This window comes from Nocardia inohanensis NBRC 100128, from assembly GCF_001612945.1.
GTDB classification, from domain to species: Bacteria; Actinomycetota; Actinomycetes; order Mycobacteriales; family Mycobacteriaceae; genus Nocardia; species Nocardia inohanensis.
In genome coordinates this window covers 81,181-104,348 of sequence record NZ_BDBK01000022.1, presented here as the reverse complement: position 1 = coordinate 104,348, position 23,168 = coordinate 81,181, and the positions used below count along the sequence as shown (strand labels likewise).

At 67.5% G+C, this 23,168-nt stretch carries 18 protein-coding genes, 1 tRNA gene and 2 pseudogenes; 9 read left to right on the top strand and 12 right to left on the bottom strand.

The features are described from left to right. A pseudogene (locus NI1_RS38615) lies at positions 1 to 1,006 on the top strand (Fe-S oxidoreductase); the annotation flags it as partial. Between the two features lie 194 nt (positions 1,007 to 1,200). Then, positions 1,201 to 1,962, top strand: coding sequence for a copper homeostasis protein CutC (locus NI1_RS36550; RefSeq protein WP_067830926.1), 762 nt, complete (start codon positions 1,201 to 1,203; stop codon positions 1,960 to 1,962). A 707-nt stretch (positions 1,963 to 2,669) separates the two neighbouring features. Here NI1_RS36550 and NI1_RS36545 read toward each other — a convergent pair. The 3 genes and pseudogenes from NI1_RS36545 to NI1_RS36535 all read right to left on the bottom strand — a co-directional run. Then, positions 2,670 to 3,932 (bottom strand): annotated as a pseudogene (locus tag NI1_RS36545) (YibE/F family protein); the annotation flags it as partial. A 494-nt stretch (positions 3,933 to 4,426) separates the two neighbouring features. After that, complete coding sequence (locus NI1_RS36540; protein WP_157535541.1) at positions 4,427 to 5,683, bottom strand: pyridoxal phosphate-dependent aminotransferase; 1,257 nt, start codon at positions 5,681 to 5,683, stop codon at positions 4,427 to 4,429. Positions 5,684 to 5,711: 28 nt separating this feature from the next. Further along, positions 5,712 to 7,130, bottom strand: a complete 1,419-nt coding sequence (locus NI1_RS36535; protein WP_067830921.1) for a helix-turn-helix domain-containing protein — start codon at positions 7,128 to 7,130, stop codon at positions 5,712 to 5,714. Positions 7,131 to 7,331: 201 nt separating this feature from the next. Here NI1_RS36535 and NI1_RS36530 point away from each other — a divergent pair, with 201 nt between their 5' ends. Further along, positions 7,332 to 7,781: a hypothetical protein gene (locus tag NI1_RS36530; protein ID WP_067830919.1), complete on the top strand. Its 450-nt coding sequence runs from the start codon at positions 7,332 to 7,334 to the stop codon at positions 7,779 to 7,781. A gap of 85 nt (positions 7,782 to 7,866) precedes the next feature. On the opposite strand, the gene NI1_RS36525 is transcribed toward NI1_RS36530, so the two are convergent. The 3 genes from NI1_RS36525 to ctaD all read right to left on the bottom strand — a co-directional run bounded on the left by NI1_RS36525 (position 7,867) and on the right by ctaD (position 11,899). Beyond that, entirely contained in the window at positions 7,867 to 9,270 is a 1,404-nt protein-coding gene (locus NI1_RS36525; protein ID WP_067830917.1) for an Hsp70 family protein, read from the bottom strand. Positions 9,271 to 9,515: 245 nt separating this feature from the next. Continuing rightward, on the bottom strand, positions 9,516 to 10,094 hold the full coding sequence (gene dcd / locus NI1_RS36520; protein WP_067830914.1) for a dCTP deaminase: 579 nt from the start codon (positions 10,092 to 10,094) through the stop codon (positions 9,516 to 9,518). Between the two features lie 59 nt (positions 10,095 to 10,153). Next, entirely contained in the window at positions 10,154 to 11,899 is a 1,746-nt protein-coding gene (gene ctaD / locus NI1_RS36515) for an aa3-type cytochrome oxidase subunit I (protein ID WP_067830911.1), read from the bottom strand. Between the two features lie 223 nt (positions 11,900 to 12,122). Between ctaD and NI1_RS36510 the strand changes: the two genes are divergently transcribed. Next, positions 12,123 to 12,196, top strand: a tRNA-Gly gene (locus tag NI1_RS36510). 37 nt (positions 12,197 to 12,233) lie between these two features. On the opposite strand, the gene NI1_RS36505 is transcribed toward NI1_RS36510, so the two are convergent. From NI1_RS36505 to NI1_RS36495, 3 genes are read right to left on the bottom strand one after another with little or no spacing between them, the layout of a single operon-like run. Continuing rightward, positions 12,234 to 12,578, bottom strand: a complete 345-nt coding sequence (locus tag NI1_RS36505) for a hypothetical protein (protein ID WP_067830905.1) — start codon at positions 12,576 to 12,578, stop codon at positions 12,234 to 12,236. A gap of 48 nt (positions 12,579 to 12,626) precedes the next feature. Further along, entirely contained in the window at positions 12,627 to 12,923 is a 297-nt protein-coding gene (locus NI1_RS36500) for a hypothetical protein (RefSeq protein ID WP_067830904.1), read from the bottom strand. Next, the gene (locus tag NI1_RS36495; RefSeq protein WP_067830901.1) at positions 12,910 to 13,134 is read right to left on the bottom strand and encodes a hypothetical protein; all 225 of its coding nucleotides are present in this window, start codon (positions 13,132 to 13,134) and stop codon (positions 12,910 to 12,912) included. Before NI1_RS36495 ends, NI1_RS36500 begins: the two co-directional genes overlap by 14 nt. 98 nt (positions 13,135 to 13,232) lie before the next feature. Here NI1_RS36495 and NI1_RS36490 point away from each other — a divergent pair, with 98 nt between their 5' ends. From NI1_RS36490 to NI1_RS36475, 4 genes are all read left to right on the top strand, one after another. After that, a complete protein-coding gene (locus NI1_RS36490) occupies positions 13,233 to 14,015 on the top strand; it encodes an alpha/beta fold hydrolase (RefSeq protein ID WP_067830898.1) in 783 nt (260 codons plus the stop codon). Positions 14,016 to 14,018: 3 nt separating this feature from the next. Further along, positions 14,019 to 14,780, top strand: a complete 762-nt coding sequence (locus NI1_RS36485) for a crotonase/enoyl-CoA hydratase family protein (RefSeq protein WP_067830895.1) — start codon at positions 14,019 to 14,021, stop codon at positions 14,778 to 14,780. A 158-nt stretch (positions 14,781 to 14,938) separates the two neighbouring features. Beyond that, positions 14,939 to 16,048 carry a glycoside hydrolase family 183 protein gene (locus NI1_RS36480; protein WP_067830891.1) on the top strand — a complete coding sequence of 370 codons (1,110 nt, stop codon included), beginning with the start codon at positions 14,939 to 14,941 and terminating at the stop codon, positions 16,046 to 16,048. Between the two features lie 75 nt (positions 16,049 to 16,123). Next, on the top strand, positions 16,124 to 16,864 hold the full coding sequence (locus NI1_RS36475) for a class I SAM-dependent methyltransferase (protein WP_067830888.1): 741 nt from the start codon (positions 16,124 to 16,126) through the stop codon (positions 16,862 to 16,864). On the opposite strand, the gene NI1_RS36470 is transcribed toward NI1_RS36475, so the two are convergent. After that, entirely contained in the window at positions 16,861 to 17,463 is a 603-nt protein-coding gene (locus NI1_RS36470) for an alpha/beta hydrolase family protein (protein ID WP_067830881.1), read from the bottom strand. The genes NI1_RS36475 and NI1_RS36470 overlap by 4 nt on opposite strands. A 290-nt stretch (positions 17,464 to 17,753) precedes the next feature. Between NI1_RS36470 and NI1_RS36465 the strand changes: the two genes are divergently transcribed. Then, positions 17,754 to 19,580 (top strand): acyl-CoA dehydrogenase, encoded by a 1,827-nt coding sequence (locus NI1_RS36465; RefSeq protein ID WP_067830880.1) that lies wholly within the window; start codon positions 17,754 to 17,756, stop codon positions 19,578 to 19,580. A 206-nt stretch (positions 19,581 to 19,786) separates the two neighbouring features. Here the strand turns inward: NI1_RS36465 and NI1_RS36460 are convergent, their stop codons facing one another. Next, a complete protein-coding gene (locus tag NI1_RS36460; RefSeq protein ID WP_084524251.1) occupies positions 19,787 to 20,917 on the bottom strand; it encodes a GGDEF domain-containing protein in 1,131 nt (376 codons plus the stop codon). Positions 20,918 to 21,287: 370 nt separating this feature from the next. After that, a complete protein-coding gene (locus NI1_RS36455; RefSeq protein WP_245663587.1) occupies positions 21,288 to 23,033 on the bottom strand; it encodes a VanW family protein in 1,746 nt (581 codons plus the stop codon). Between the last annotated feature and the right edge of the window lie 135 nt (positions 23,034 to 23,168).

The following is a 23,168-nucleotide window of genomic DNA, read 5'->3' as shown; positions in this document are numbered from 1 at the left end:
CACCGAGAACCTGAAGGTCATCCAGCAGCCGAAGATCGAAGAGCCCGAACCGGTTTCCGAGCCGGAGCCGGCCAAGGCCGAAGCCGCTGTCGCCGAGGCTCCGGCCCCGGCGGCCGAGCCGAAGGCCGCTCCGGCCGGTGGCGGTCTGGGCATGAAGGGTGGCTTGAAGCCGCCGGGTGGCGGCAAGGGCCTGGGTATGAAGGGCGGCCTGAAAGCCCCCGGTGCCAAGCCCGCTGCCGCGCCTGCGGAATCCGCTGCCGCCGCTCCGGCTGCCGCCGAAGCTCCGGCTGCCGCCGAAGCTCCGGCCGAAGGCACTCCGGCTCCGGCCAAGGGTCTGGCCATGAAGGGCGGGCTCAAGGCTCCCGGCGCCAAGCCGGGCGGCCTGGCCATGAAGGGCGGCTTGAAGACTCCGGGCGCGAAGGCTGCCCCGGCCGCCGAGCCCACCGCCGCCGAGCCCTCCACGGCTCCGGCCGAGGCCGCGTCCGAAGACACGGCTCCGGCGACCCCGGCCGCCAAGCCGGGCGGGCTCGCCATGAAGGGCGGACTCAAGGCCCCGGGCGCCAAGCCCGGCGGTCTCGCGATGAAGGGCGCCGGCAAGGCCCCGGGTGCCAAGGCCGCTCCGGCCGAGGCCGCCGCGGCTCCGGCGGAATCCGCGCCGGCGCCGGCCGCCGCCCCGGAAACCGCTGCGGCGCCCGCTGATTCGGCTCCGGCCGCATCGGCTCCGGCCGAAGCCAAGCCGACCATCGCGGCCAAGGGTCTGGCCATGAAGTCCGGTCTCAAGCGCCCCGGCCCGAAGGCTCCGGGCGCCAAGGCTCCGGCCACCGAAGCGCCGGCAACCGCAGCCCCCGCGGCCCCGGCCGCCGAGGCTCCCGCCGAGTCGGCTCCGGCCGCATCGGAGACCAACGGCACGTCGGAGGGCAACGGCAGCACCCCGCCGCCGCCCGCCGCCAAGCCGGGTGGCCTGGGCTTCAAGTCCAACGCCAAGTCCCCGGGGCGCAAGAGCTAGCCGGTCCCTCGGATCGAAAGATCGGAAAACCGAGTACGACGAAGGGCGGCGCTACCACCAGGTAGCGCCGCCCTTCTCGTTCGCCCGGAACGATGCGGATCTCCTGCACCGGCCGCCCGCCTCCCGACCTGGTCAGAGCGATTCCGCTAATCCCAGGCAAACGAAGTGCGGAAGTTTCGCCCATACTGCAAGGTATGACGGATGCGCAGCCGGTAAGGGTCGAGATCGCCGTGGAGAACCTCGCCGGGGTCCGGATCGCGGACGCAGCGGGGGCGACCCGCGTCGAACTCGGCACCGGGCTCTCCGGCGGCGGCCTCACCCCCTCCCCCGCGCTCATCGAGGCGGCCGTGGGCGCGGTCTCGAATACCGAGGTGCACGTGCTGATTCGGCCGCGCACCGGTGACTTCCGCTATTCGCCCGAGGAGGTCGCGCTGATCCGCTCGGATATCGAGTGGTCGCGACGGCTGGGCGCGCACGGCGTGGTCTTCGGCGTGCTGGACGCGGAGGGCAATGTGGATCGCGCCGCCAATACCGAACTGCTGGCCGCCGCCGAGGGCATGCAGGCCACCTTCCATCGGGCCTTCGATATCTGCACCGATCCTTACAGCGGCTTCGACACCCTGCTCGACCTCGGGTTCACCCGCCTGCTCACCTCCGGCCGGCAGCTGTCGGTGCTGGACGGCGCGCCCCTGATCGCGCGCCTGGTGAACCTGGCCGCGGGCCGCATCGACGTGATGGCCTGCGGGGGCCTGCGCGCCGACAATGCCCGCCGGGTCCTGGAATTGACCGGCGTGCGGGATCTGCATGCGGCCGTGCGACTTCCGGTCCCGGGACTGCCGCCGCAACCGGAGAACGAGGTGTCGTTCGCCGAATCGAGCGTGCCGAGCGGCTTCGATCATTTCGCCACCGATCCGACGGGTGTCGCGGCCTTGCTCGAGGCCGCCGCCGCGAGCTGAAGCCCACTCGAAATCGGTTACCCGCCAGTCGATGCCCCGGCGCGATATCGCTACTCGGGCCGGGAGTGCCTGCCGCGCGGCGGATCGGGCGGCGTCTCCGGCCAGTCGGCCGGGTCCTCCCACTCCGGCTCCCGCGGCCGCCCGGCTTCTTGCTGCCACTCTGATTCACCTTGCCACCCGGACGGTTCCGGCTGCCCCGGGTCGCCCTGCCAAGCGGACTGCTGCGGGTCGGCGCCGAACCAGTCCCGCTGCGGCTCTGCCGGTTGTCCCCAAGCACCTTCTGCCGCACCGGAATACGGCGCAGGGTAATCACCCGTCCGCGGCGGCAAAGGCATTTCACCGGTGCGCGGCTGGAACGGCATTCCGCCGGGGCGTGGTTGGCTGGGCGGCTCGCCGGTTTGCGGTTGGCTCGGCATCTCACCGGTGTGCGGCCGGAAGGGCGACTCACCGGAATACGGCTGGATCGGAACCTCACCCGTGTGCGGGGTGTAGGGGCTCGACTCGCCACGGGGGAGGTTGGGCTGCAAGGTGATTCGCGGGCCGGGCGGCGCGACGGTGGCGGTGCGGGGCACGGTGGGCGATTCCGGAGTGCCTCGGTCGGCCAGGCTCAGGTCCGTGTCGGTATCGGTTCCGGTCCCGCGGGTGGCGGGCCGGGCACCGGGACGGCCGCCGGTCGCGCGGGCACCGGTGCGCGCACCGGCCTTGGCGGCCGGGCGTTTCCGGGGGGCCGCGGGTGCGGGGCGGGAGCCGAAGGGCCGGGCCAGCATGACGGCGATGATGGTGGTCAGCGGCACCGACATGGCCAGAGCGATACCGCCGACCGCCGACCGCGCGATCTCGATGCCGACCGCGTCACCGGTGAGCACATCGCGAATGGACCGCCCGGCCACGCTGAACAGCAGCAGCAGCGGCAGCGCGCCACCCGCGTAGGCGAGCACCAGGGTGTACACCGTACTGGCGATGTGGTCGCGCCCGACGCGCATGGCAGCCGCGAAAATGCTTCGGCGCGTAGCCTTCTCGTCCAGCGCCGCCAGCTCGAACGCGGCCGACGCCTGCGTGATGGTCACGTCGTTGAGCACGCCCAGCGAACCGATGATGAAGCCCGCCAACAGCAATCCGGTAATGCTGACATGCTGGAGGTAGGTCGCGACATTGGTGTTCTGCTCCTCCGAGAGCCCCGTCAGATGCGTCATCTTCAAGGTCACCCAGGACAGCACCGCCGCCAGCACCATCGAGGTCAGGGTGCCGAGCAGGGCCGAGCTGGTGCGCAGATTCACCCCGTGCGCGAGGTACAACACCGCGTAGAGGATCAGCGCTCCCGACACCAGCGCGACCGGTATGGCCGGCTTGCCGTCCAGCAGCGCCGGCAGCAGGAAGACCACCAGCACGCCGAAGGCGAACACCAGCCCGAGCAGCGCCCGCAACCCGCGCCAGCGCGCCACCACGATGATCACCACCGCGAACACGATCGCGATGACGGTCAGCGGGAACCCGCGCGCGTAATCCTCGAACGAATACATCGGCGTCCCATTGGGATCCGCTTGCCGCACGATGCGGATCTTGTCGCCCTGGTGCAGCTCGGGCTGCCCCGGCCCCTTGGCGATCTCGAGCAGCGTCTTGTTGCCCTGGTGCGGCCCGGATTCGATGGCCACGATGCTGCGATCGCAGCTGTAGGAGTTGTTGCGCGGCGCCTGCGGTTCGTCCGGGAACACCTTCCCGATCGACGGGCTGCCGCACGCCCCGAAGTCCTCGCTGATCACCGTGCCCGCTTCGGTCTGCACCGCGCCACCGCCCGCGTTCTGCATCGGCAACGGGATATCGACATGCTGCGCACTCGGCCACAGCCACACCGCCCCGGCCAGCACGAGCACGCCGATGGCGACCAGCAACCCGACCACCACGCGCGCGGCGGTAGCGCCGATGGCGATGGGTCCGGAGTGGTCGTGGTGGTGATGATGGTGATCGCTCACCCGAACGAGCCTAAACGAAAACCGTTCCCTACTCCGCGCAGGTTCCCTACTCCGCGCAGGTCAGTGCACAAAGGTGACAACTGATTTCGCAAGGTTCCGGGTACCTCACCGGGTACGCCCAGAATTGTTTCGGCTCCCGACCGCCGGCACGCATCGCCGGCGGTGAACGGCTCTCTGCCGCGCACAGAAGTCGCGGAGAGGCGGGGAAGTTTGAGGGGCGGCGGAGAGCAGGGGGATGTCTCCGCCGCCCGGGGGCTGGCGGCCCAGGGGGGGTAGGCCACGCAACCCGGGGCTGGACGGACCAGGGGGGGTAGTCGGTCCAGCCGGGGCACTCTAGGTGCCGAGAACTACTGTACACAAAAGTGGGTTCTTTGCGCTAGCTAAGTCTCTAAAAACCCAACTTTTTCGTACTAGCGGTTTGTTTTAGCCATTGACACAAGGGGGACATCAAGTCCCCTGTACGGCAGGGTACAGGGGAAATACCCGAAAATCCCCTATTGCCGGTAGCTCGAGAGGAAGTTTCCGAAGCGCTCGATGGCCACCGAGAGGTCGCGCGCCCACGGCAGCGTCACGATCCGCAAGTGGTCGTGGTGCGGCCAGTTGAAGCCGGTCCCCTGCACCATCAGGATCTTCTCCTGGAGCAACAGGTCGAGCACGAGCTTCGAATCATCGCGGATCTCGTGAACCTCCGGATCCAGCCGCGGGAACGCGTACAGCGCACCCTTCGGCTTCACACACGAGACACCCGGGATGGTGTTGAGCTTCTCCCACGCCACATCCCGCTGCTCGAGTAGCCGCCCGCCCGGCAACACCAGATCGTCGATGCTCTGATGCCCGCCCAAAGCCACCTGAATCGCATGCTGCGCAGGCACATTCGGGCACAGCCGGGTGGAGGCCAGCAGATCGATGCCCTCGATGAACCCGGCCGCATGATCCTTCGGCCCGGTGATCACCAGCCAGCCCGAGCGATACCCCGCCACCCGGTAAGCCTTCGACAACCCGTTGAACGTCAAGCACAGCAAATCCGGCGCGAGCGTGGCCAGCGAGGTGTGCTTGGCATCGTCGTAGAGGATCTTGTCGTAGATCTCGTCCGCGAGCAGCAGCAGCTGATGCTTACGCGCCAAGTCGACGACCTGCTGCAACACCTCCGCCGAATACACCGCCCCGGTCGGGTTGTTCGGGTTGATCACGACAATCGCCTTGGTCTTGTCCGTGATCTTCGATTCCATATCGGCGATATCCGGCTGCCAGTCGTTCGACTCGTCGCACAGATAGTGCACCGGCGTCCCGCCCGCGAGCGAGGTCATGGCCGTCCACAGCGGATAGTCCGGCGCCGGGATCAGCACCTCGTCACCATTGTCGAGCAGCGCCTGCATGGTGATGGTGATCAGCTCGGACACGCCGTTGCCCAGGTACACGTCGTCGACGTCGAACTCCGGGAAGCCGGGCACCAGCTCGTACCGGGTGAAGATGGCCCGCCGCGCCGGCAGGATGCCCTTCGACTCCGAGTACCCCTGCGCGTACGGCAGCGCCGCGATCATGTCGCGCATGATCACGTCGGGCGCGTCGAAACCGAACGGTGCCGGATTGCCGATATTCAGCTTGAGGATGCGATGCCCCTCGGCCTCCAGCCGTGCCGCATGCGCGTGTACCGGCCCACGGATCTCGTAGAGCACGTTCTGCAACTTGGTGGATTGCTCCAGAACGCGTGGGGATCGATGCGGTAGGTGACCAGTGCTCACCCGTCCTATGGTGCCATCCGCCCGCAACCAGGAATTTTCAGTGCGGGGCGTCCAGCGACAGCATGCCCTTGGCGGCGCTGGTTCCGCAGAACTCCTCGATCCGCTCGTCCAGGTGACGAGCCTCGACCGCGTCGCGGAAGTCCGGGGAGGCCAGCCGCTGCCGCAGGGTGCTCAGCCGCTCACCCAATTGCGCGATCCGCTTGTCCTCCTCCAATTGCAGCACCGGCTCCAGCGCTTCGGCCGCGCCGTCGAGACTGCCGTTGATCAGGTGCGCGGTCGCGCAATCCACCCGGGCGAGCGATTCCGCGCCGTAGGACCGCTCCTCGGTCGGGCCGTTGGCATACAGGTCGATGGCCCGGCGGGTGGCGTCCAGCGCCAGCTCCGCCTGACCGAGATGGATATAGGTGGCGCCCGCGTAGTAGTGACTCTTGGGCTGGTTGAACCCGAACACGCCGCCCACCTCGTCGTGCAGGGTGTCGCTGCTGCCGCCGCCTTCACGCGCGTCGTCGGCGGCGCGGATGCAGCGTTCGGTATCGGCGGCGCTGCCCAGCCGGGACCAGATGCGGGCCTCGATATTGAGCAGCCGCACCCGCGCGGTCACCGACTCCGCGTACTGCTGCCCGCTCTGCGCCAGCACCACCGCGCGCCGCGGCTGATCCGAGCGGTATTCGATCAACGCCTGCATGCCGCGGGTCCAGGCACGTAATCCATTGTGCCCGCAGAGTTCCGCGTAAGCCCAAGCGGCCCTGGCCTGTTCGCCGGCCGCATCGACATAACCGAGATCGGTCGAGGCATTGGCCAGCAGACCGGAGAGAATCCCGGCGAGTTGATATAGGTGACTGGTATCGGCCGGACGTTGATGGCCTTCCAGCAACCGGTACACGCGACGCCGCACCCGCAACATCTCCACCATCATCGGCACCGGGGGCACATGCACGTAGTCGTTCGCGATGCGCGTGACATCCGCATCGAACTGCTCCAATGCGGTGGCACCCACATTGCTGCTCTCCGCCCTACCGGCGTGCTCACTTGCTTCATGGGCAGCCGCCATGATCAGATCCCTCTCCGAAATCGCCGCTAACGCATCGCCTCTCATCGCACCCGTATCGACGAGTGCCAGCAGTTCCGCGTCGCTGGAATAACTGGCTTGCGCCGGGTTGCCGGACCGCACCTCGGAACCGGCTTGGCGCACATCGAAACCGGGAACGGCGGGGCGGTCGATCAAGGGTTGATCGATCAAAGCCGCGAACCGTGCCCGCACCACATCGTCGGACCTGGCAAGGGAAGTATCGAGAGCGGCCTGATTCACCGGGCGCGGATGCACCCGGTCACCTCCGGCCTCCCATTTCGAAACCAGGCGTTCGTGCACACCCAGATGTGCGGCGAACTCCCGGATACTCATGCGCTTGGCATCGCGGAGGGCGCGGGCCTCTTTGCCTGACCAGTGCCGGACCACGATGTCATCCCTTCCGAACGAACTCCGACATCCAGGGTATGCGCGCAGCGGGAGCGCGGCCACGTCCGAAACCTACCTGGTACCAGGGGATATACGGATCGGTAATAAGGGCAGCGAAAGGGCAGCGAAAGGCGGGTGCGCGGGCATTCTCACAGTGCCCGCGGGCCGGGGACCCTGGTAGCAAGACGAAGGAGTCGGGCGGTGAACGCGGACAAGTTGAGAACGGTCGAGGACTGGGTGACCTACTACCGGCACGAGTTCGGGCTCCCGGTCACCGAAAGAGGCGGATACGTCATGCTTCCCGTCACCGGCCGCGTCGGGATAATCCATCTACCGGTCGCCCGGGCCGAAAAGGTCCGCGCCGCACTGCAATCCCAGCATCGCACGGGACCCATGCTGGCGCGGCAGATTCGCTGGAGCTTCCTCGCCGAACCCGATTCCCGGCCCGGAGATCAAGTCCTGGAAGCGCTGAACCGCCTGGACATCGGCATTCCCGCGGTCGGCAGCGCCGTCATGCTGCCCACCGGGCTGGGTCGCTGGACCCGCGAAGGATGTCACTGGGTGGTCGCGCCCACCCGCGATCAGAAACTCCCACCCCTGTCGGTATTGATCACGACAGCTCTGGCGGTGGGAACCGAGAGCGAGGACTGAACGCAGCCGGTCCTCGCCTGTCCGGCGTCCACGCCGGGCCCACCGAGTCCGCCCCCTTCTGGCAGTCGACGGGGCGGACTCGGTTTTACTGTTGCGGCTGTGGGGTTTCGGCGGCGGCGGGGGCCGGGAAGAGCGGGGGAATCGTGGGCACGATCACCGGGGGGAGGCCGGGGATGATCGTGATGGTGTTCGGGCCGGCGGTGGGGGCCGGGGCCTCGGTGGTGGTGGGTTCGCGGCGGGGAGCCGGGACCGCGAGGGATTCGTTGGTGGCCTCGGTGGTGGTCGGGGCCGCGGTGGTGGGGGCCGCCACCGAGCGGGTGGTGGTGGCCTGGACCGAGGTGCTGGCGTCGGAGCTCTGCGAATCGTGTTCCAGCACAGTGGGTCCCCAGCCGAGGGAGACGCCGATGGCGGCCACCACGACGAGCGCGCCCACTGCCACGCCGGCGATGCTGATCTCGCGGCGGCGGGTCGGCTTCTCTGCGGCGGAGGTGGTGGACAACCAGTCCGCGACCGGATCCAGCGGGGGCAGCGAAGAGGCGTCGTCCGGTACGGACGGGAACGGGGCCGGCGCGGGACGCTGGCGGACCGGGCGGGCCAGCAGCGCCGCGCCGCGGCTGGCGATGCTCTCCGGACCGGGCGCCACGATCACCGGCACCCCGAGCCAGCGGCGCAGAACCTTTGCGACCAAGGGGATCTGGGCGCCACCGCCGATCAGGGCGACGGCCTGCACCTGCTGTTCGGAGCGCAGGATGACATCGCGGGTCATGCGGGCCGAGGACTCCACGGCCAGCATGATCAGCGCTTCGAAGTTCTCCTGGGACAGCAGCACCAGGCCCTCCGGCGAGGGCAGGGCGACGGCGCTGCTGGTGGAGAGCTGCTCTTTCGCGGTGCGGCACAACGCATCCAGCGCGGCCAGGCCCGCCTGATCCGGCGGATGGGCGATGCGGCCGGAGGCGATCTGCTGTTCGCGGATCAGCGAATCCAGGTAGTCGCCACTGATATCGCTGGTGCGTTCGCTGAAACAGACCTGGCGCGAAGCGATATCGACGACGGTCACCGACAATCCGGACGCGCCGAGATCGTAGAGCGCGAGGGTGCCGTAATCCGGGGACGGCAGATGCGCGCGGAGTTCCCCGGAGGATTCCAGGAATTCCAGCGCCGCGATCACATCCGGCACCAGTTCGTAATTGGTCAGCTGCCGCCGGGCCAGCTCCGCGCGAATGGCGCGCGCGTGCTGCTCGTCTCGGTAGGCGATGGCGGTCGCGGCGATCTGCGGGTCGGCCGCGAGCAGGGCGCTGACGGCATCGGCGGCCAGTTCCTCCACGCGGCGTTCACCGACCGGAACCGCCTGCACATCGAATTGGCCGGGTGCGTTCGGTGATCCGGGGAACTCCGGCGCGGCGAACGCGGGCCCGGCGGAACTCCCGGCGTGCGGACGTGCGACGCGCACCGCGCCCGTCCCCACCGAAACTCCCAAGACCGAACTCATCCGCTGCCCATCTCGTTGCCACACCCACTCGACCGGCGCCCGGTTCACCCGCCCGCGCAGTCGCCGGAATCGCCAGGCGGCGCGGGGTGGAACCGTACATTACGGTGTGGTCACTGTACCTGTCGCCGCCACCTTACGACGTGCCGAGCAATACGTACACCCACAGTTCCACCAACTCGGCTGCCCCGCAGGGGCTTCGACTCCGAATCCCCGAAGTGCAAGGCTCGCCGCGACCCGCGCGGGCCTCAATTGCTGTTGGCCACCGGGAAGTTCAGGTACGCCTTCGACGGGGTGGGGCCGCGCTGGCCCTGGTACTTGGAGCCCACCGCGGCACTGCCGTACGGGTGCTCGGCCGGGCTGGACAGCCGGATCAAGCACAGCTGGCCGATCTTCATGCCCGGCCACAGCGTGATGGGCAGGTTCGCCACATTCGACAGTTCCAGGGTGATGTGGCCGCTGAAGCCCGGATCGATGAATCCGGCGGTCGAGTGGGTGAGCAGCCCGAGGCGGCCCAGACTGGACTTGCCCTCCAGCCGCCCGGCCAGATCGTCCGGCAGCGTGCACACCTCGAGGGTGGAGCCGAGCACGAACTCACCCGGATGCAGCACGAACGGCTCGCCGGGCGCGGGCTCGACCAGGGTGGTCAGCTCGTCCTGGCGCTGGGCCGGATCGATATGGGTGTAGCGGGTGTTGTTGAACACCCGGAACAGGCTGTCCAACCGCACGTCGACGCTCGACGGCTGGACGAGCGCTTGGTCGAAGGGCTCGAGCGCGAGACGCCCAGCGGCGATCTCCGCACGGATATCGCGATCGGAAAGCAGCACTGTGACATTCTGCCCTCCGCTCCGCTCCGGGCAAGCCGCAGGGTGGTGGAGGCGGTCGTCTACTCGATGTCGGCCGGCGCATCAGCAGGCGGTTTGACCTGGCGTTTCTGCCGCCCCCAACTGACGTGCGCCTCGGAGCGCATGCGGTCCACCATGTGCGGATAGTGCAATTCGAAGGCGGGGCGTTCGGAGCGGACGCGGGGTAGCTCGTAGAAGTTGTGCCGGGGTGGCGGGCAGCTGGTGGCCCATTCCAGGGAGTTGCCGTAACCCCACGGGTCGTCGACCGTCACCACTTCGCCGTAGCGGTAGCTCTTGAAGACGTTCCAGACGAAGGTGATCATCGAGAACCCGAGCACGAAGGAGCCGACGGTCGAGATCGTGTTCAGGGTGGTGAACCCGTCGCCGGGCAGATAGTCGGCGTAGCGGCGCGGCATGCCCTCGTTGCCCAGCCAGTGCTGCACCAGGAACGTGAGGTGGAAGCCGAAGAACGTGGTCCAGAAGTGCAGCTTGCCCAGGCGCTCGTCGAGCAGCCGGCCCGTCATCTTCGGGAACCAGAAGTAGATGCCGGCGAAGGTGGCGAAGACGATGGTGCCGAACAGCACGTAATGGAAGTGCGCCACCACGAAATACGAGTCCGAGACGTGGAAGTCCAGCGGCGGGCTGGCCAGGATGACGCCCGACAGGCCGCCGAACAGGAAGGTCACCAGGAATCCGACCGACCACAGCATGGGCGTCTCGAAGGTGAGCTGCCCGCGCCACATGGTGCCGATCCAGTTGAAGAACTTCACGCCCGTCGGCACCGCGATGAGGAAGGTCATCAGCGAGAAGAACGGCAGCAGAACGGCTCCCGTGGCGTACATGTGATGCGCCCACACCGCCACCGACAGCGCCGCGATGGAGAGCGTGGCGTACACCAGCGTGCTGTACCCGAACAGCGGTTTGCGGCTGAACACCGGGAAGATCTCGGTCACGATGCCGAAGAAGGGCAGCGCGACGATGTACACCTCGGGATGTCCGAAGAACCAGAACAGGTGCTGCCACAGCAGCGCGCCGCCGTTCGACGAGTCATAGATGTGCGCGCCCAGGTGCCGGTCCACGGCCAGCGCCATCAGCGCGGCGGTGAGAATCGGAAACGCCAGCAGCACAAGCACACTCGTCACCAGAATGTTCCAGGTGAAGATGGGCATCCGGAACATGGTCATGCCCGGGCAGCGCAGGCAGACCACCGTGGTGATCATATTGACGCCGCCCAGAATGGTGCCGACGCCGGAGACGGCCAGGCCCATGATCCACAGATCCGCTCCCACGCCGGGCGCGTGGGTGATATCGCTCAACGGCGTATAGGCGGTCCAGCCGAAGTCGGCCGCCCCGCCCGGGGTGATGAACCCGGCCGTCGCCATGGTCGCCCCGAACAGATACAGCCAGTAACTGAGGGCGTTGAGCCGCGGGAACGCCACATCGGGCGCCCCGATCTGAAGCGGCAGCACCGCATTGGCAAATCCGAAAACGATCGGTGTCGCATAGAACAGCAACATGATCGTCCCGTGCATGGTGAACAGCTGATTGAACTGCTCCGCCGACAGGAACTGCAACCCCGGCCGCGCCAGCTCAGCCCGCATCAACAGCGCCAAAACGCCGCCGATCAGGAAAAACGACATAGCCGAGAACAAATACATGTTCCCCAGCATCTTGGGATCGGTGGTGGTGATGGCCTTCCACAAATAGGACCCCTTGGGCCCCATCCGGCGCGGAAAAGGCCGCGCAGCCTCGATCTGCGGGACATCCCGCGCGGGCACCGCGGTCATAAGTCCTCCTCGGCCGCCGACCAGGACACGCGCGAACCAGCGCCAGCTAACTCTCAGCGCATCCAAAGTCCCTGTGGTGGACGGGTTTTCGACCCGAAGCCAAGTTTACGACCGCCCCCGACCCCCCACCCCACCTTTGATCGAATCCCCCGATCTTCCCCTCACCCCCAATGAACTTGCGCCCCCACACACCCCGTCTGATAGAGTCGCGAACGCACCAGATGCCGATGTAGTTCAATGGTAGAACTTCTGCTTCCCAAGCAGATGGCGCGGGTTCGATTCCCGTCATCGGCTCCACAAGGCCCCTGATCCCAGATCAGGGGCCTTTTTCGTGCTACTTGGTCTTGTTCACGCACTCGTCCATGATGCGGGTGGTGGCGGTGCCGACCTTGGCCTGGTCGTCGGCGGTCAGGCCGGATTTGGCGGCGGCGTCGGGGTCTACGGCGGCGGACTTGGCGTCGGAGTTGATCATGACGCGCAGGCCGTCTTGTGAGATGCCTTGGGTGTAATAGATTTTGGCGGCGCAGTTGGCGAGGTCTTCGGGGAGGTTGGTGCTCTTGAAGTACTTGGCGAGTTCTTCCTGAGTGACGTTCGGCTTGGCGTCGGCCTTGTCATTGCCGCCGCAGGCGGTCAGCAGCGGCAGCGCCACCAGGGCGGCGGCGATCAGGGAAATACGCACGGAAGTCTCGACTCTCGACGTGGGACGGTGAATGCGGGAGGAACGATCTCACAGATCCATGGCCGCGCGCAGGGCTGTGTCGATACGGTCCACGATTTCGCCGTCGACGGCGTCGATGCGGTCGGCGAGCCAGCCGCGGTAGATGCGGCCCAGGTTGCCGGCGTGCACCCAGCCGTGGCCGGGGATGGGGACGGCCAGAATGTCCTGGGGGTCTTCGGATTCCACCTCGGCGGCGATCAGCCACGGGCGCGGGGATTCGTTGATGCCGTCACTGCTGATGAGGATGATATTGCGGCGCCTCTCGGTGCCATGCGGGTGATAAACCCAGAGCTCACCCTTGCGCACGCAGCTCCTTCTCGGCAGCCTTCCGCTCGGCTTCGTCATCGGCGGCCAGTTGCACCGGGTCGGGGCCGGGGGCGCAGCCGGTGCGCACGGCTTCGCGCCGGGCGGCCCGGGAGATCCATGCCGAGGGGGACATTCCCGCACGGGCGGCGGCCTGCTCGGCATACGACCAGGCCGCCTCGTCCAGTGACAGCGTCACTTTCCTGGTTGCCATACCTTTTATCGTACCGGTGAGCTGGGCCGAAAAGCTCAATTGGCGATACGTCAACGACTGTTAGGGTCGGTCCACAGGACCAGGTCTGGGGAGTCGGTATGACCAAGTTGAACCATCACCGCGAAGGCAGCGGGGACCCGCTCGTGCTCGTGCACGGCGTGGGCAGCCATTGGCAGGTGTGGGAGCCGATCATCGGCACGCTCGCCGAGAAGTTCGAGGTGATCGCGGTGGATCTGCCCGGATTCGGCGGGAGCGAGCCGCTCTCGAACACCACGGTCTCGACGCTCGCCGACGCGCTGGTCGGCTTCCTCGCGGCGGAGGGCATCCAGAAACCCCATCTCGCAGGCAATTCCATGGGCGGCGGCATCATCCTCGACCTCGCCGCCCGCGGACTCGCGCGCTCGGTCACCGCCTACTCCCCCATCGGATTCTGGGACACCCCCGGCCGCGTCTGGTGCCAGCAGGCCCTGGGCCGCGCCGAGCAGCTCACCAAATTGCTGCGCCCGGCCGTCCCCTCGATCTTCGGCACCGCCACCGGCCGCTCCACCTTCCTCGGCCTGGTCTTCGGCAAACCGTGGGCGCTGACCCCGCAGGTCTCGGTGGACACCGTCGAGAACCTGCTGGCCTCCCCCGGATTCCGCCCCGCCCTGGACTCCTTCACCGAATTCCGGCTCCCGGACGCCACCCGCCTCGACGACATCCCGCTCACCATCGCGTGGGGCAATCGCGACATCCTGCTCACCTACGCCACCCAGTCCCGGCGCGCCCGTGCCGTACTTCCCGGCGCCCGGCATGTCACCCTGCACGGCAGCGGTCACACGCCGTTCTACGATGACCCGGCCGGTTGCGCCCGGCTGCTGCTGGACCTGCTGGAGGAATGACCGATGAGCAACAACGTCGCGCTGAGCTTCGAGGGCGATCGCGCCTACGTGACCCTCGACCGCCCGGACAAGCACAACGGCCTCACCCTCGAAATGCTGAACGAGCTGGTGAAGGTGGCCGGAGTCATCGAGCGCCGCAAGGACATTCGCGCGGTCATCCTCTCCGGCAACGGCCCCAGCTTCTCCTCCGGCCTGGATATCGCCAAGGCGCTCGGCGATCCGCTCGCCATCATCCGCAATTTCGTGCCGCTGCCGTGGAAGGGCACCAATGCCTTCCAGGAAGCCTGCTGGGCGTGGCGCCGGCTGCCGCAGCCGGTGATCGCGGTGGTGCACGGCCGTTGCTACGGCGGCGGGCTGCAATTGGCGCTGGCGGCCGACTTCCGTTTCGTCACACCGGATTCCGAGTTCTCGGTGATGGAGGCCAAGCACGGCCTGATCCCGGATATGACCGGCGCCGCCACCCTGTCGCGCTTGATCGGCGTGGATCAGGCGCTGCTGCTGACCATGACCGCCGACCCGGTGGATGCCGCCTACGCCGAGCGGATCGGCCTGGTTACCGAGGTGTCGGCGGATCCGCGGGCCGCGGCGGAGAAGCTGGCCGACCGCATCGCCACCCGCTCCCCGCATGCGGTGGCGAGCGCGAAACGGCTGTTCGATCGCACCTGGACGGCGTCGGTGCGCCGTACCCTGGCCGTGGAACGCGCGGTGCAGCTGCCGCTGATCCTCCGCAAGGCCCTTACCCGAGATACCAATTCGCAAACGTAAGCCAATTCACGGCAAACAATCCGGTTTGGAACCCCCATCGTGAGGGTAACGCTGTTAGCATTTTCACACTTTGCCAGCGAGTCGAACGTAATGTGCGGCCCGTCACATACTGTGCGGTCCGTTTATATTCGGCGACAACCGGAAGAGGACCCACCGCATTGACCAAGACCGCCCCCCTGCTGCTGTCGGCTCTAGCAGGTGCCACGGCCTTGCTCCTTACCGTGACCGGCCCGGCCGCAGCCAACCCCAACGCGATCAATCCGATTCCGGTGCTCAACGGCACCAATGGCCTGCCCCAGCTCCCAGGGCGCACCAAAGCGGTCTTCCAGGTCACCGGCATGGCCAGCCCCAACAACACCCAGAACTACAACGTGCTCGGCACCGACCTAGGCATCATGTGGGACAACGGGCACGGCGAAATGCTCACCACCTTCGGTGACACCGCCGGTCTCGGCTTCCCGAACCTGCTGGTCGGCAGTACTTGGGCGTGGCGCTCCAACATCCTGGTGCGCTCGCACACCACCAACCCGGCCAACGGCATCTACTTCGATTCCGTGGTCCGCGACGTGTTCGGGCAGGCCCGGGATCTCATCCCCAGCCCGAAGATCCCGTTCCTGGAGATCAGCCGCATTCCGACGGCGGCCATCTCGGTCGGCGGGGTGCAGTACATGAGCCTGATGTCGGTGAAGAGCTGGGACGACGTCGGCCAGTGGACCACCAACTACTCGGGTCTGGCCATCTCCGGCGACAACGGCGAGACCTGGGGTGAGCTGCCCGCGACTCGCCGTCCCGACGAGGGCGGCAACTCGAACTTCCAGATGAACGCGTTCGTCAAGGGCGGCGGGTTCGTCTACGAGTACGGGACGCAGTCCGGGCGCAACAACGCCGTGTACGTGGCGCGGGTGCCGGAGGCGGCCATCGCGGATCTCGGTGCGTACGAGTACTGGGACGGCGGCGCCTGGAAGAAGGGCGACGTGAACGCGGCCCAGCCGGTGATCGGCGGCGGCGTGTCGGAGATGTCGGTGCAGTGGAACGACTATCTCGGGCAATACATCATGCTGACCACAGATCCGTGGAACTCGGTGGTCATGTACCGCTCGCCGAGTCCGGAGGGACCGTGGGGCGGACCCGAAGTCCTGATCGACACCAGGGAACTGCCGACCGCGTACGCGCCGTACATCTTCCCGTACCAGACCGGCCGTGACCTGTACTTCCTCACGACCGTGCACAGCCAGTACAACGTGATCCTGATGCACACCACCCTGTGAGCACCGCATAAACGATCGGCCGCGAACGAAAGTTCGCGGCCGATCGTCGTTTCGAGGGCTCCTAGACTCGCAGCCATGGATGCCGTGGCATGGGACGAGCACTACGCCCGAACCGAATTGGTCTGGGGTGCACCGCCGAGCGACACCGTCGTGGAACAGGTCTTCGGACTGGAACGACGACTGCCGCTCGGCGGTTTCGGTATCGGGGAGCCCCGGCCGGAGTTGCCACGAGCCCTGGACCTCGGGTGCGGAGAGGGCCGCAATGCCCTCTGGCTCGCCACGCACGGCTGGCAGGTCGATGCCGTCGACTATTCACAGGTGGGGATCGACAAGGGCCGGACCGTCGCCTCCCGGTTGTCGAGGTCGGTCCGGTCCCGGATCAACTGGCAGACCGCCGACGTGACCCAGCTCGAAGCGGCCGGGATCACGGGCCCGTACGAGCTCATCCTGATGGCCTACGTGCACCTCCCCGCGGCCGATCGCCGCGCCCTGCTGCTGCGCGCCGCGGACATGCTCTCCCCCGAGGGGACCTTGCTCGTGCTCGGCAACGACACCTCGAATCTCACCGAAGGTTATGGCGGCGAACAGGATCCGGCGCTGCTGTTCACTCCGGACGACATTGTCACCGATCTCGGACCGGCCGGGCACGAGCTCCGGATTCGCACCGCCGACCGGCTGCGCCGGCCGACCGAGGACCGCGATGCCATCGACGCGCTGGTGGTGGCGCACAAGCCGGCGCCCGAGGAACCGGCGGAACCCGCGCTCGGCGGCGCTCCGGGGCTGCCGGAACTGCCGACCGGTCCGGAATCCGCCTAGGCGGTCCAGCGTTCGAGCCAGCCGGCCGCGGTCTCGGCGATCTCGTCGAAGCCCGCCCGGTAGGAATGGGCCTGACCTGGGATGATCCGGACCTCCGCGGCATCGGCGGCGTCCGGGATGCCGAACGGGTCGCGCGCGCCGTTGATCACCACGACCTCGATGTCGCCGGGCGCGAGCAGTTCCTCGCGCCGCGATTTCTCCGGCTTACCCGGGGGACGCAGCGGGAACGACAGCGCCAGCACGCCGCGCGCGCCGACCTCCCGGGCCGTGCGGCAAGCCACCCGCGCACCATTGCTGCGCCCGCCCTGAATGACCGGCTTGCCGCGGAATTTCTTGCGCAAAGCGGCGACGATCTCCAGCCAGGCCGCGTCCTGCACGTCGGCCTTACCGGGCGCCCGCCGTCCCGACACCCGATACGGCTGGGTCACCAGCGCTACCGCGCCACCCAGCGCCACCGCCGAATCCCGCACGGCGAGTAGATCTTTCGCGTCCGTACCGCCCCCGGACCCGTGAGTCAAGATCAATAAGAACCGCGGGCTCCGCCGCCCGGGCCGATCGATCTCCACCTCCGCCGGTCCGGCACTCGTGTCGATGCGCACCGTCCCACGGTATCCACCGGTGCGAACCCTCATCGCCCCAGGTCCGCCCCGGTGCGGCCGGACCGCCGGAATCCCCCGGCCCGCAACGGAAACGCGCGCGGCGACTACGGTTCGTGCCGTTGCTCACATTCGGCCCCGATCATCTTGGCCACGGTTCTACCGGTCGGTAACATGGCGAATAAGTTACCCGCCAGTAGCGTTGCTTTACGGCGTCTACCCGGTGGAGACCTAACGGGCGGGAACGGCACCACACCGAACCGCACCCATCTCAATGGAGAGTGAGTACGACCATGGGTCACTACAAGGCAAACGTCCGCGACCTCGAATTCAACCTCTTCGAGGTGCTCGGGCTCGGTTCCCTGCTCGATAGCGGCGCGTACGGCGATCTCGACGCCGACACCGTGAAGGAAATGCTCAGCGAGGTTCGCCGCCTGGCCGAAGGCCCGCTGGCGGAATCCTTCGAAGACGGCGACCGTAACCCGCCGGTCTTCGACCCGGAGACCCACACCGTCAAGCTTCCCGAATCCTTCAAGAAGTCCTACAAGGCGCTCGAAGACGGCGAGTGGTCCAAGGTGCCCGTGCGCGAGGAGCTCGGTGGCCTCGGCGCCCCCTCCGTCGTCGGCTGGGCCCTGGGCGAAATGATCCTCGGCGCCAACCCGCCGGCCCAGATGTACGCCGCCGGCGCCGGATTCGCGCAGGTCTTCTACAACAACGGCACCGATGAGCAGAAGAAGTGGGCTCAGAAGATCGCCGACCGCAACTGGGGCGCCACCATGGTGCTGACCGAGCCCGACGCGGGCTCCGACGTCGGCGCCGGCCGCACCAAGGCCATCCAGCAGGAAGACGGCACCTGGCACATCGAGGGTGTGAAGCGCTTCATCACCTCGGGTGACTCCGACGACCTGTTCGAGAACATCATGCACCTGGTGCTGGCTCGCCCCGAGGGCGCCGGACCGGGCACCAAGGGCCTGTCGCTGTTCTACGTTCCGAAGTGGCACTTCGACTTCGAGACCGACACCCTGGGTGAGCGCAACGGCGTGTTCGTCACCAATGTCGAGCACAAGATGGGCATCAAGGTCTCGGCCACCTGTGAGGTCACCTTCGGCGGCCACGGCATCCCGGCCAAGGGCTGGCTGGTGGGCGAGGTCCACAACGGCATCGCGCAGATGTTCGACGTCATCGAGAACGCTCGCATGATGGTGGGCACCAAGGCCATCGCCACCCTGTCGACCGGTTACCTGAACGCGCTGGAGTACGCCAAGATCCGCGTGCAGGGTGCCGACCTGACCCAGATGACCGACAAGGCCGCGCCCCGCGTGACCATCACCCACCACCCGGACGTGCGCCGCTCGCTGGCCATGCAGAAGGCGTACGCCGAGGGCCTGCGCGCCATCTACCTGTACACCGCCGCGCACCAGAACGCCGATGTGGCGGAGCTGGTTTCGGGTGCGGACAAGGACCTGGCGTTCCGCGTCAACGACCTGCTGCTGCCGATCGTCAAGGGTGTCGGCTCCGAGCGCGCCTACCAGTACCTGACCGATTCGCTGCAAACCTTCGGTGGCTCCGGCTTCCTGCAGGACTACCCGATCGAGCAGTACATCCGCGACGCCAAGATCGACAGCCTCTACGAGGGCACCACCGCCATCCAGGCGCAGGACTTCTTCTTCCGCAAGATCGCCCGCGATCGCGGTGTGGCGCTGGCCCACGTGGCCGGCCAGGTGCAGAAGTTCATCGACCGTGAGGGCGGCAACGGTCGCCTGAAGGCCGAGCGCAAGCTGCTCGCCACCGCGCTGGAGGACGTGCAGGGCATGGCGGCCACCCTGACCGGGCACCTGATGGGCGCCCAGCAGGACCCGAAGGAGCTCTACAAGGTCGGCCTGGGTTCGGTCCGCTTCCTGATGGCCGTCGGTGACCTGCTCATCGGCTGGCAGCTGCTGGTGCAGGCCGAGGTCGCCATCAAGGCGCTCGACAACGGCTCGACCGAGCCGTTCTACCAGGGCAAGATCGCGTCCGCGCAGTTCTTCGCCCGCAACGTGCTCCCCGAGCTGACCGCGACCCGCACCATCCTGTCGAACCTCGACAACGACATCATGGAGCTGGACGAGGCAGCCTTCTGATCCGCCTCTCCGCGACTTCAGCGCGCGGCCCGGGTGCCGTCAACCGCCGTGCATGCGTGCCGGCGGTTGGGTGCCCACCCCATTTCGGGGGTACCCGACGAGTTACCCTCGCCGCGCGAAATCAGTTGTCGCCCTGAGCAACCAAGAATTCCATACCGGAAACACTCTGCGGCCCGGCTCTACCGGGCCGCAGTGTTGTGTCCGGGTCAGGTGGGTTCGGCGAGGACTACGGTGTTGCCGCCCATGCCTTTTGCGCGGTACATGGCGGCGTCCGCGAAGGCCAGTAGGTATTCGGCGTGGCGGGCGGTGGAATCGGCTTCGATGACGGCGACTCCGACGCTGGCGGTGATCGGGGTGCTGGCGGCGCAGCCGGCGATGGCGTGGCGGACGCGTTCCGCTTCGGAAGCTGCCTCATTCACGCTGGTCAGGCGCTCGACCACGACGAATTCCTCACCGCCGCTGCGGGCCACGATGGATCCCGGGCGGGCGGCGGCGCGCAGGCAGGTGGCGGCGCGGATGAGCACCTGATCGCCTTCGGAGTGGCCGAAGGTGTCGTTGACGGCCTTGAAGCGATCCAGGTCGATGGTCATGACGCAGATCGGCGTGGCATCGCCGGAGGCGAACCAGCCGGACAGGTAATAGTCGAGACCGCGGCGGTCGAGCAGACCGGTGAGCGGATCCGAGAGCGCGTCCACGCGCAGCAGCCAGTAGCAGAAGTGCAGGGCGGGCAGCACCACGACGGTCGCGGTGGCCATGGTCAGCACGATGGCGAGGGCCAGTGCCGCGTCGCCGGTGTGATGCGACCAGACGCGTCCGGCGAGCAGCAGCACCGTCAGCACCGACCAGGCGGTGTGCAGGGCCAGCATGCGCGGGCCGTGGAAGAAGGTGAAATAGCTGCCGGTCACCACCAGCAGCACCGCGTTCAGCGCGCCGGACATGCGATTGGACTCGGCCAGGGAAGTGGCCGTGATCAGCACATCCGCACCCGCCATGAACAGCAGTGATCCGCGCTCGGTCGGCCACGGGGCCAACCACCAGTACACCGCCCACAGGGCCGCGAAGACGGCGGTCACCACGACGATCGCATCCCCGACCGCGGTGTCGGGCCCCGCGCCGGAGACGAAAACGAGCACGGTGATCACGAACATGACCGCGCCGGCCGCCGCGATGATCAACTTGATCGGCCCGAGCGCCCCCCGCGACTCGAATGTCCGCACCAACCAGCGATAGTCGACCGGATCACGCCACCAGGCCCGCACCATGGTGCGCTGGTCGCATCCGTGATCATCACCGGCAGTCGACAACGTGAGACCTTCTTCCCCAGTTGCTTCGATCATCGAAAAATCCGGGAGGTTTGCTGTCCGCAAGCCAAGTCTAGGCAACCGGCGCGATTCCGGCAGGCCCTGATTCCCCCGGTCGGCAGGCTATCGCCGGATCGGCGGGCCCGCCACCCCGGGTGCCACGGATTCGCCGAAGGCAATGCGCGCATCCGCGCGAATCGCATCTCGCGAGATATCCACAACCGTCCCAAGACTTGTCCACGGGCTGTGGATAACCTTGGGAGAAGTCACGATGATCGGAATCGTCAGCGGCCCAGCACTTCTCGCACCAGTCGAGCAGCGTCGGACAGTTCCGTCCGGACCTCGGCAGCGGTGGGGAAATGCCCGCCGGTGGCGGCCGGCCATATCGACCGCCTGCTCGCAGGACTCACTCGCACTTGACGACCGGCACCGCGTCGTACTTGACGGTGCGGGTCTTGCGCGAGATCTCCTTGCCGGTCTTGGCATCCCGGATGACGCGGGTGTCGGAGGTGGTGAAACCCGGTGCGCCGTCGGAGGCGATGCAGTTCTTGCCCTTGGGCAGGGTCACCGTGGTCGGTTCGGTCGGCTTGGTGCGCTCGCCGCTGATCGACTCCACCTCAACGGTTTTGGTGCTCCACAGCCGCACGGTGACCTCGGAGTCGGTGGTCGAGGTCTCGATGACGACGCCGTAGGGGGTGTTGTTGCGGAACTTGAGATCGATCGCGCCGTCGAAGACGGTGGCCTCGCGGGCGGCCGGGTAGCGGGAGATGTAGTAGCTGTGCTCGGTGTGCCCGGCATCCTCCATGCCCGCGAAATAGGAGGCGTTGTAGAGGGTGGTGGCGAACTGGCTGATGCCGCCGCCGACCGCGACGCCGGGGCGGCCGTGGTCGATGATGCCGGACTCGACATAGCCCTGTTCGACCCCGCGCGGACCGGTGAAGTCGTTGAGCGAGAAGGTGTCTCCGGGTTTCACCACCGCGCCGTCCACCTTCTTGGCCACCACCCGGATGTTCACGCCGGACGGGCCGCTGAAACCGGAGGTGGTGAAGGAACCGATGGGCTGCACCACGCCCAGCTTCTCGGCTTCCTCGGTGGCGAGCTTGGGCTTCACCTGTTCGTAGACGACGGCCCGGGTGCGCTCACCGGGTGAAACCAGCAGGGCGGCAAGCCCTTCGAAGGTCTTCTCCCAATTGATGGTGTCGCCGGTGATCGCCGGGACCACGGTGGCGCGACCGCCGGAGAGGGCGAAGGAGGCGTCCTTGGGCTCCACCTCGGTGCGCTTCAACTGCGGATCCAGCGCGGCGATCAACGCCTCGGTGTTGTACGAAAGCACCAGTGCGCCTTGTCCGTCCGGCTTGAAGGACAGCGCCCCGGCGATCTGCTCGGGCTCCAGCACGCCGTTGCCGCCCTTACCGGTGAAGGTGATCGCGGAACGCACCGCGGGCTGCGCGGACTCCCGGATCGCCCGGTCCACGGCCTCGGCCCGCACCTGCGGCTGCTTCTCCACGGCCGGCAGGTCCAGCAGCTTCCCATCGGCCCAATGTTCGGCCAGCACAGCGCGGGCGGCGGTCACATCGAGCACTCGACCGGGCACCGGCTGTACCGGCACGGGTCTGGCCTGTTCGAATACCACTCCGCCCTCGACGGGCTGGCGGTCGTGCACGGTGAGCGCCTGGAGCTGTTTGTCCATGGCGGCGGCGTCGACGGTGGCGGCGGGTTCCACATCCCGGGTGCCGAAGAACGACCACAGCCGGGTGAACGGATTCACCGGCTGCCCGCCGACCCGGTCCCAGGTACCGTCCCAATCCACGCCCAGCCCCGCATCCCGCGGCACCAGGGTGGTCTTCACATCGCCGATCTCGACCGTCAGCGGTTGCGCCACACGCTGATTCAGCTCGCTTTCCAACCGCGATTGCGCGACGGCGCGATCCAGCCCGCCGATCTCGATGCCCGCGACCCGCACCCCCCGCGCGACCTCGCCCGACGATAGCGACCAATCCAGCGCGTAAGCGACCCCGCCTACGGCCATCAGCACACCCACCGCGACCCCCACTCGGCGGGCCGTGCTGGAGCTCAGGAACTGCCGTCCGGGCGTCGGTTCCTCGACGGGCCGGCGCGCTTGTGCGTGACGTCCGGGACTACCGCTGGTCACGAACCATCCTCCCAATGGTCGACTGGCGAACCCGCGGTGCGCGAATTCCCCGCCCACCATAGTGGCCGCCACCGACAATCCGCAGCTCGGCACGGAAGCAGCGAATATTCAGCAACCACTGTCGACATGCAAAGG